The 7,807-nt window shown below is 65.7% G+C and carries 5 protein-coding genes; all 5 read right to left on the reverse strand.

What is annotated here, in order from left to right; genetic code table 11:
- Positions 1-549: 549 nt before the first annotated feature.
- Positions 550-2,028 (reverse strand): mannitol dehydrogenase family protein, encoded by a 1,479-nt coding sequence (locus tag AC5JDC_RS06120; RefSeq protein WP_495840051.1) that lies wholly within the window; start codon positions 2,026-2,028, stop codon positions 550-552.
- 252 nt (positions 2,029-2,280) lie between these two features.
- Positions 2,281-3,282, reverse strand: a complete 1,002-nt coding sequence (locus AC5JDC_RS06125) for an ABC transporter ATP-binding protein (protein WP_106774128.1) — start codon at positions 3,280-3,282, stop codon at positions 2,281-2,283.
- Between the two features lie 111 nt (positions 3,283-3,393).
- Positions 3,394-4,218 (reverse strand): carbohydrate ABC transporter permease, encoded by an 825-nt coding sequence (locus AC5JDC_RS06130; RefSeq protein ID WP_106774129.1) that lies wholly within the window; start codon positions 4,216-4,218, stop codon positions 3,394-3,396.
- 272 nt (positions 4,219-4,490) lie between these two features.
- Entirely contained in the window at positions 4,491-5,363 is an 873-nt protein-coding gene (locus AC5JDC_RS06135; RefSeq protein WP_106774130.1) for a carbohydrate ABC transporter permease, read from the reverse strand.
- A 429-nt stretch (positions 5,364-5,792) separates the two neighbouring features.
- On the reverse strand, positions 5,793-7,103 hold the full coding sequence (locus AC5JDC_RS06140) for an ABC transporter substrate-binding protein (RefSeq protein ID WP_106774131.1): 1,311 nt from the start codon (positions 7,101-7,103) through the stop codon (positions 5,793-5,795).
- Positions 7,104-7,807 lie beyond the last annotated feature (704 nt).

Raw genomic sequence — 7,807 nt, forward strand, 5'->3', positions numbered from 1 at the left:
CCGCTGCGCGGCCCCGGAATGACGATCATCATCGGCATATGCGATTGCCCTGCCCCGGCAGAGGGCAGAGCTGTCGCATATGCGTTTACCCCCACCCCTAACCCCTCCCCACAAGGGGGAGAGGGACCGGCTGACGTCTCCGACGAGCACTAATCGTCGACGGTTATGCGCTGCATAGCGGCCGCAAAGTCCCCCTCCCCCTTGTGGGGAGGGGTTAGGGGTGGGGGTAGAGGGCCGCGCAGCAGTTCCTGAAATCCCATATGCGATTGCCCTGTGGCAGGGGGAGAGGCGGCCCGGAGGGGCGGTCAGGGAGTGCTTCAGACTACCTCGGCCGTTGGCGGAAAGATCGGCCGATACGGCCTGGCACACCCCGACACTGCCTTGCAGCGAGGCCGCATGGAGCCGGGCCGGACATGGGATTTCCTCCACCATGCCGGCACTCTACAGGCGAGCCCGCGGCAATGCCAAGCGGCGCCGACGCTTTCTCCAGGGGGCCGGTCACTGAGGCGTCAGTACCGCCCCTCAAGCGCGCTTCCCCCTTCGTGCGGGCTATTTCCCCCGACCCAGATACCGCCTCAGCGTCTCGGCCGTGCCGTCCCGCCACAGCGCCGCCAGCGCCTCGGCGAAGGCCACCGCGAACACCGGCGATTTTCCGACAGCGCCGTAGATATCCTCCATCGCCAGCCAGGCCGCCGGATCGTTGCGGGCCTGCCGCGCCGTGCCCGTCATGCGCTCCCAGTTCGGATCGTTGGGCTCGATCGCCTTGCCGCTGTCCGTCTCGCCGAAGCAGTAGCGGCACCACAGCGCCGATTCCAGCGCCAGCCCGGCCACGCCGGCGCCGGCCTTGAGCCGGTCGGCAATGGTCGGGATGATGAATTTCGGCTGGCGGTTGGAGCCGTCGAGGCAGAGCCGGCGGATGGTGTCGCCGATCTTCGGATTGGAGAAGCGCCTGTCGATCAGCCGGTAATAGTCGTCCAGCACCACGCCCGGCACCGGCGGCACGGTCGGGATGATCTCCTCGCGCTCCAGCTTCTCCAGGAAACCGCGCACCAGCTCGTGCTGCATGGCCTCATGGACGAAATGGATGTCCATCAGCCCGGCCGGATAGGCGATGGTCGCATGACCGCCGTTGAGGATGCGGATCTTCATCAGCTCGAAGGGCGACACGTCGGCGACGAACTGCACGCCCGCCTTCTCCAGAGCCGGCCGGCCGAGCGGGAACTTGTCCTCCAGCACCCATTGCTTGAACGGCTCGCAGAACACCGGCCAGCCGTCGGCCACGCCGAAATCGTCCTTCAGGATGGCGCGCTCGCGGTCGGTGGTCGCCGGCGTGATGCGGTCGACCATGCCGTTGGGAAAGGCGACATTGTCCTCGACCCAGCGGGCGAAGGCCGGATCGGAGAGTTTTGCCAGCCCGCACACCGCGTCCATGGTCACATGGCCGTTATGGGGGATGTTGTCGCAGGACATCACCGTGAAGGGCGGCGTGCCGTCCGCCTTGCGCCGCTTCAGCCCGGCGAGGATCAGCCCGAACACGGTCTTCGGCGCCTCCGGGCTCCTGCCGTCCGCCACGATGTCGGCATGGCCGGCGTCGAAATGGCCGGTGGCGGCGTCGATGAAGTAGCCGCCCTCGGTGATGGTCAGCGAGACGATGCGGATCGCCGGGTCGGCCAGCCTGGCGACGATCGCCGCGCCATTGCCCGGCTCGACGAAGTCGACCATGGCGCCGGTGACGCGCGCCTGCATGTGGCCGTCGTCCTGCTCGACCACCGTGGTCAGCCAGTCCTGCGCGGCGAGGATGTCGCGGCCCTTCCTCTCGGCCTCGAACACGCCTGCGCCGACGATCGCCCAGTCGTGGTCGAGGCCGGCGTTGAAGAGATCGTCGAGATAGACCGCCTGGTGGGCGCGGTGGAAATTGCCGACGCCGAAATGCAGGATGCCCGGCGTGAGCGCCGCGCGCGCGTAACCGGGACGGGCGACCCTGGCCGGGAGGCTTGCCAGATCGGCGAGGGAGAGTTTGGTGGACATGGGCCTTCCTCGTTTTCGTTTGCCGGCGCCGGCGCCTCCCTCCCCTCGAGGGGAGGGTGGCCGCGAAGCGGCCGGGTGGGGTCCTCGCGGCCGTGCCCGGCCTGCCTCCGATCCGCCAGCCAGCGATCCAATCCCTTGCGCGCTATGCCATCGTCACGGCGCCGCGCGCTCCGAATCCCTCCGCCTTCCGCAGGGCATGCAATCGCCCTGCCTCAAGCAGAAACTCGCCTATCACCAATTATATCCGGCCGTTCATTGCAAAGCCTTTCCGTCGTCGCCGAACTTGTGCAGCTTCGACAGGTCCGGGGTCAAGTAGACTGTCGCGCCATGGCCGAGCCCGACCTCGCCGCCGGCGCGCACGGTGAGCGCCCCGACCCCGTCGGCGTTGACGTGCAGGAAAGTATCGGCGCCGAGATGCTCGGCGACGCTCACCGTCGCCTTCCACTCGCCGGCCGTGGTCGACACGCCGATATGCTCCGGGCGGATGCCGACGGTTTTTGCGCCGTAGCGGGCGGCCGGCGCTCCCTCCAGCAGGTTCATGCGCGGCGAGCCGATGAAGCCGGCGACGAACAGGTTCCGCGGGCTGCGGTAGAGCTCCAGCGGCGAGCCAACCTGCTCGATGTTGCCGGCGTTCAGCACGACGATCTTGTCGGCCATGGTCATGGCCTCGACCTGGTCGTGGGTGACGTAGACCATCGTTGTCTTCAGCTGGTTGTGCAGCTCGGAAATCTCCAGCCGCATGGTGCCGCGCAGCGCAGCGTCCAGGTTGGACAGCGGCTCGTCGAACAGGAAGGCCGAGGGCTGGCGCACGATCGCCCGGCCGATCGCCACGCGCTGGCGCTGGCCGCCGGAAAGCTGCCCCGGCCGCCGCTCCAGATAGTTGGTGAGGTTCAGCACGCGCGCCGCGTCCTTGACCTTCCGGTCGATCGCCTCCGGCGTCTCGCCGGCCATCTTCAGCGGGAAGGCGATGTTCTTGGCCACCGTCATGTGCGGATAAAGCGCGTAGGACTGGAACACCATGGCGAGCTTGCGCTTGGCCGGCGCCTCCGCCGTCACGTCGCGGCCGTCGATCAGGATGGTGCCGCCGGTGGTGTCCTCCAGCCCGGCGATCAGCCTGAGCAGGGTCGACTTGCCGCAGCCCGACGGACCGACGAACACCACGAACTCGCCGTCGGCGATGTCGAGGTCGATCTTCGGGATGATCGTCGTTGCGCCGAACGCCTTGTGGACGTTTCTCAAAACGATGTTGCCCATGTTTCCTCCGAGGGTTGGCGCCGGGGACAGTTTACTTTCCTTCTGCAGAAAGGTCGCAGCAGCGGAGAGTTTGCGCGGGCGGAAAAAAGTAAACTGTCCCCTGCTCCTAATCTACTTCACCGCGCCGAACGTCAGCCCGCGCACCAGCTGGCGCTGCGAGAACCAGCCCATCACCAGGATCGGCGCGATCGCCAGCGTCGACGCCGCCGACAGCTTTGCCCAGAACAGGCCCTGCGGCGACGAGAAGGAGGCGATGAAGGCGGTCAGCGGCGCGGCGTTGGCCGTGGTCAGCCGGATCGTCCAGAATGCCTCGTTCCAGGCCAGGATGATGTTCAGCAGCAGCGTCGAGGCGATGCCCGGCACCGCCATCGGCGTCAGCACGTGGACGATCTCGTTCCACAGCGACGCTCCGTCCATGCGCGCCGCCTCCAGAATCTCGCCGGGGATCTCGCGGAAATAGGTGTAGAGCATCCACACCACGATCGGCAGGTTGATCAGCATCAGCATGATCGTCAGCCCGGTACGCGTGTCGAGCAGGCCGGTGTCGCGGAAGATCAGGTAGATCGGCACCAGCACCGCCACCGCCGGCATCATCTTGGTGGACAGCATCCACATCAGTACGTCCTTGGTCCGGTTGGTCGGCGAGAACGCCATCGACCAGGCGGCGGGAATGGCGACCAGCAGCGCCAGCAGCGTCGAGCCGACGGCGATGATCACCGAATTCATGAACGGCTTGAAATAGTCGTTCTGCGACTGCACCGCCTGGTAGCTCTCCAGCGTGCCGGAGGGGATCAGGTTGAAGCCGGCGATCGCCTCGGTCTCCGACTTGAACGAGGTGATGATGGTGTAGGCGATCGGGAAGAAGATCAGCAGCGCCACCGCCCAGGCGGCGATGGTGGCGATCGTCTTGTGGCGTGTCGTGACGGCGCGTGCCATGGTTAGATCTCCCAAGCGTCGGCATTGGGGTTGCGGGCTGGCGTAGCTTCGCGCCCCCCTCTGTCCTGCCGGACATCTCCCCCACAAGGGGGGAGATCAGCCGGCCGCCGTGTCGGCATTCTTCCTGCAACCTCGGCGATTGGCGAAATCGGAGACGACGGCTGATCTCCCCCCTTGTGGGGGAGATGTCCGGCAGGACAGAGGGGGGCAACGTAGAGCACCATCGCCGCCGGTGAACCCCGATCCATTGAATCCAGTCGCATCACGCCCCCCTACTTGTCCAGATTCCTGCCGACCGCGCGCATCAGGAAGAAGGCGACGATGTTGGCAAGGACGACCGCGATGATGCCGCCGGCCGAGGCCCCGCCGACGTCGTAGCCGAGCAGCGCCGTGCGGTAGATCAGGAACGGCAGGTTGGTGGTGGCGTAGCCGGGGCCGCCATTGGTGGTGACCAGGATCTCGGCATAGATGCCGAGCAGGAAGATCGTCTGGATGAGGATCACCACGGTGATGGCGCGCGCCATGTGCGGCAGCGTCAGGTACCAGAAGCGGTTGAGGAAGTTGGCGCCGTCCATCTCCGCCGCCTCCTTCTGCTCGACGTCGAGCGACTGCAGCGCCGTCAGCAGGATCAGCGTGGCGAAGGGCAGCCACTGCCAGGCGACGATCAGGATGATGGAGAACAGCGGATACTGCGCGAACCAGTCGACCGGCTGCAGGCCGAGGAAGCGGTTGATGTCGGCCAGCACGCCGTAGCCCGGATGCATGATCATGTTCTTCCACACCAGCGCCGCCACCGGCGGCATGACGAAGAAGGGCGAGATCACCAGGATGCGCACGATGCCCTGGCCGAACATCGGCTGGTCGAGCAGCAGCGCCAGCAGGATGCCGCCGATCACCGTGATCAAAAGCACGCCGACGACGATGACCAGCGTGTTGCGGATCGAGGTGAAGAAGGCCGGGTCGGTATAGAAGAACTGGTAGTTGAACAGGCCGGCGAAGCTGACATTGCCGGGATTGAGCAGGTTGTAGTTCTGGAAGGAGAACCACAGCGTCATCGCCAGCGGCACGATCATCCAGATCAAGAGCAGGATGACCGACGGCGCCATCATCAGGCGCGCCAGGGAACGGGTCTGCTTGGTGGCCATGGTTCGCTCCGCCGATTGACGTTGTGAGCCCTGAATTCAGCCTCCCGGTCTTGGGAGGCACCGGACGCCAAGGCGCCTTCTGCTTCGATCTGCCGGGCCGCTGGCTTGCGACCTTCCACGCCGCCGGAGCACTTCGTCGCCGGTACGGCATGGATCCTAGGGTCTGCGCCTCCGCTGCGCTCCGGCTCCGCCCTAGGATGACGAAGCGGGGAGCGATTCGGCCAATTTCCGACGCTGGCGATTGGCAGAGGCCAACTTCACCTTCGTCATCCTAGGGCGGAGCAGGCCGAAGGCCGTCGCGGAGACCCTAGGATCCATGCCGTACCGGTGGCCAGGCGCTCCGGCGGTTCAGACAATAAGAAGCGGAACCGACAACCCGCGAAAGGTGGCCGCCCGGTTGCCCGGACGGCCAAGGCACTGGGAGGCGCCTTATTTGATATAGCCGCCGCGCGTCATCTCGCGCACCGAGACGGCTTGAGCCTGCGCCAGCGCGTCGTCGACCGACATCTGGCCGGCGAGTGCCGCCGAGAAGAGCTGGCCGACCGTGGTGCCGAGGCCCTGGAATTCCGGGATCGCCACGAACTGCACGCCGACATAGGGCACGGGCTTCACAGTCGGCTTGGTCGGGTCGGCCGAGTTGATCGAGTCCAGCGTCATCTTGGCGAACGGCGCGGCCTTCTGGTATTCGGGGTTCTCGTAGAGCGAGGTGCGGGTGCCGGGCGGCACGTTGGCCCAGCCCTCCTTCGAGGCGACGAGTTCGAGATAGGCCTTGCTGGTCGCCCAGGACACGAACTTCTGCGCGGCTTCCGCCTTCTGCGTGCCGGCCGGGATCGCCAGCGACCACGCCCACAGCCAGTTGCCGCGCTTGCCCAGCCCGCTGTCGGGCGCCAGCGCATAGCCGACCTTGTCGGCGACCACCGAATCCTTCGGGTTGGAGACGAAGGAGGCGGCCACGGTGGCGTCGATCCACATGCCGCATTTGCCCTGCTGGAACAGCGCCAGGTTCTCGTTGAAGCCATTCGACGAGGCGCCCTGCGGGCCGGCGTCGGTCATCAGCTTCACGTAGAAGTCCATCGTGGCCTTCCACTCGGGCTGGTCGAACTGCGGCTGCCAGTTCTCGTCGAACCAGCGGGCGCCGAAGGAGTTCGCGGTGGCGGTCAGGAAGGCCGTGTTCTCGCCCCAGCCGGCCTTGCCGCGCAGGCAGATGCCGTTGACGTCCGGGTTGTCGGCCTTGATCTTGCGGGCCGCCTCCGCGACGAACTCCCAGGTCGGCGCGTCGGGCATGGTCAGCCCGGCCTTCTCGAACAGGTCCTTGCGGTACATGACGAAGGAACTCTCGCCGTAGAACGGCGCGGCATAGAGCTTTCCGTCGACCGACAGGCCGCCGGCGATCGCCGGGATGATGTCGGCCGCGTCGTAGTCGGCGCCGAGATTGTCGAGCGGCAGCAGCCATTGCTGCTTCGCCCAGATCGGCACCTCGTAGGTGCCGATGGTCATGACGTCGTACTGGCCGCCCTTGGTGGCGATATCGGTGGTGACGCGCTCGCGCAGCACGTTCTCCTCCAGCGTCACCCACTGCAGCTGGACATCCGGGTTCTTGGCGGTGAAGTCGTCCGTCAGCTTCTGCATGCGGATCATGTCGCCGTTGTTGACGGTGGCGATGGTGATCGTCTCGGCATGCGCGGCAAAGGCGAGCGCGCTCGCGCCGCACAGGCCCAGAATGAGCGATTTAAGTTTCATCCAGATATCCTCCCAAATATCAAGGGTGAGCATTTGCCTTGATCTTGGGCAATTATTCACTCTCCATGATTTATGTCAAGATGGATTCGCGCTATCGCGGACCATGGCCAGAACGAGCAGGGACGATCGAAGGGCGGGCGCATTCGGCTCATGGACGCTGCAAAGGGCAACCGCACCGGTATTTCCGGCAGGTGCTGCGACACGTGTTGACCGATTCCGGGCGATTCCGGCCGGCCGGATTTCCCAACCGCTTGATTTCGCGTCACCTTCTGCTTGTCGAAATCAGCACGCGAAAAAAATTCATCCCCTCCCCCGTCCTTACGGTTATCGGGATTCGTACCAACGGCTGCTTGCTTTGACCGTCCGCGCCGCCCCTCATCGCCCTGCCGGGCACTTCTCCCGTAAGGACGGAGAAGAACGCACCGGCCGCCGATTTCGCCAATCAGCACCGCTGGAGATTTGCGAAGCGACCGTGGCGGGCCGCCCTCTCCCCGTTTATGGCAGGGCTATCGCATATGAGTTGTATCGGAGCGGCAGACAGCTCTGCGTCGTCATTCCGGGGCCGCGCAGCGGAACCCGGAATCCAGAGTGCCGACGCTGCTCGAGATGCCTGGATATTTGCGAGGTCTCGCTTTTCCTTCGACACCACCGCTCTGGATTCCGGGTGCCGCTGCGCGGCCCCGGAATGACGGTCATCATCGGCA

The organism is Kumtagia sp., assembly GCF_059502445.1.

Coding starts and splice junctions, on each gene's coding strand:
- AC5JDC_RS06120 (WP_495840051.1), bottom strand. CDS start 2,028: ATGTCCACCAAACTCTCCCTCGCCGATCTGGCAAGCCTCCCGGCCAGG.
- AC5JDC_RS06125 (WP_106774128.1), bottom strand. CDS start 3,282: ATGGGCAACATCGTTTTGAGAAACGTCCACAAGGCGTTCGGCGCAACG.
- AC5JDC_RS06130 (WP_106774129.1), bottom strand. CDS start 4,218: ATGGCACGCGCCGTCACGACACGCCACAAGACGATCGCCACCATCGCC.
- AC5JDC_RS06135 (WP_106774130.1), bottom strand. CDS start 5,363: ATGGCCACCAAGCAGACCCGTTCCCTGGCGCGCCTGATGATGGCGCCG.
- AC5JDC_RS06140 (WP_106774131.1), bottom strand. CDS start 7,103: ATGAAACTTAAATCGCTCATTCTGGGCCTGTGCGGCGCGAGCGCGCTC.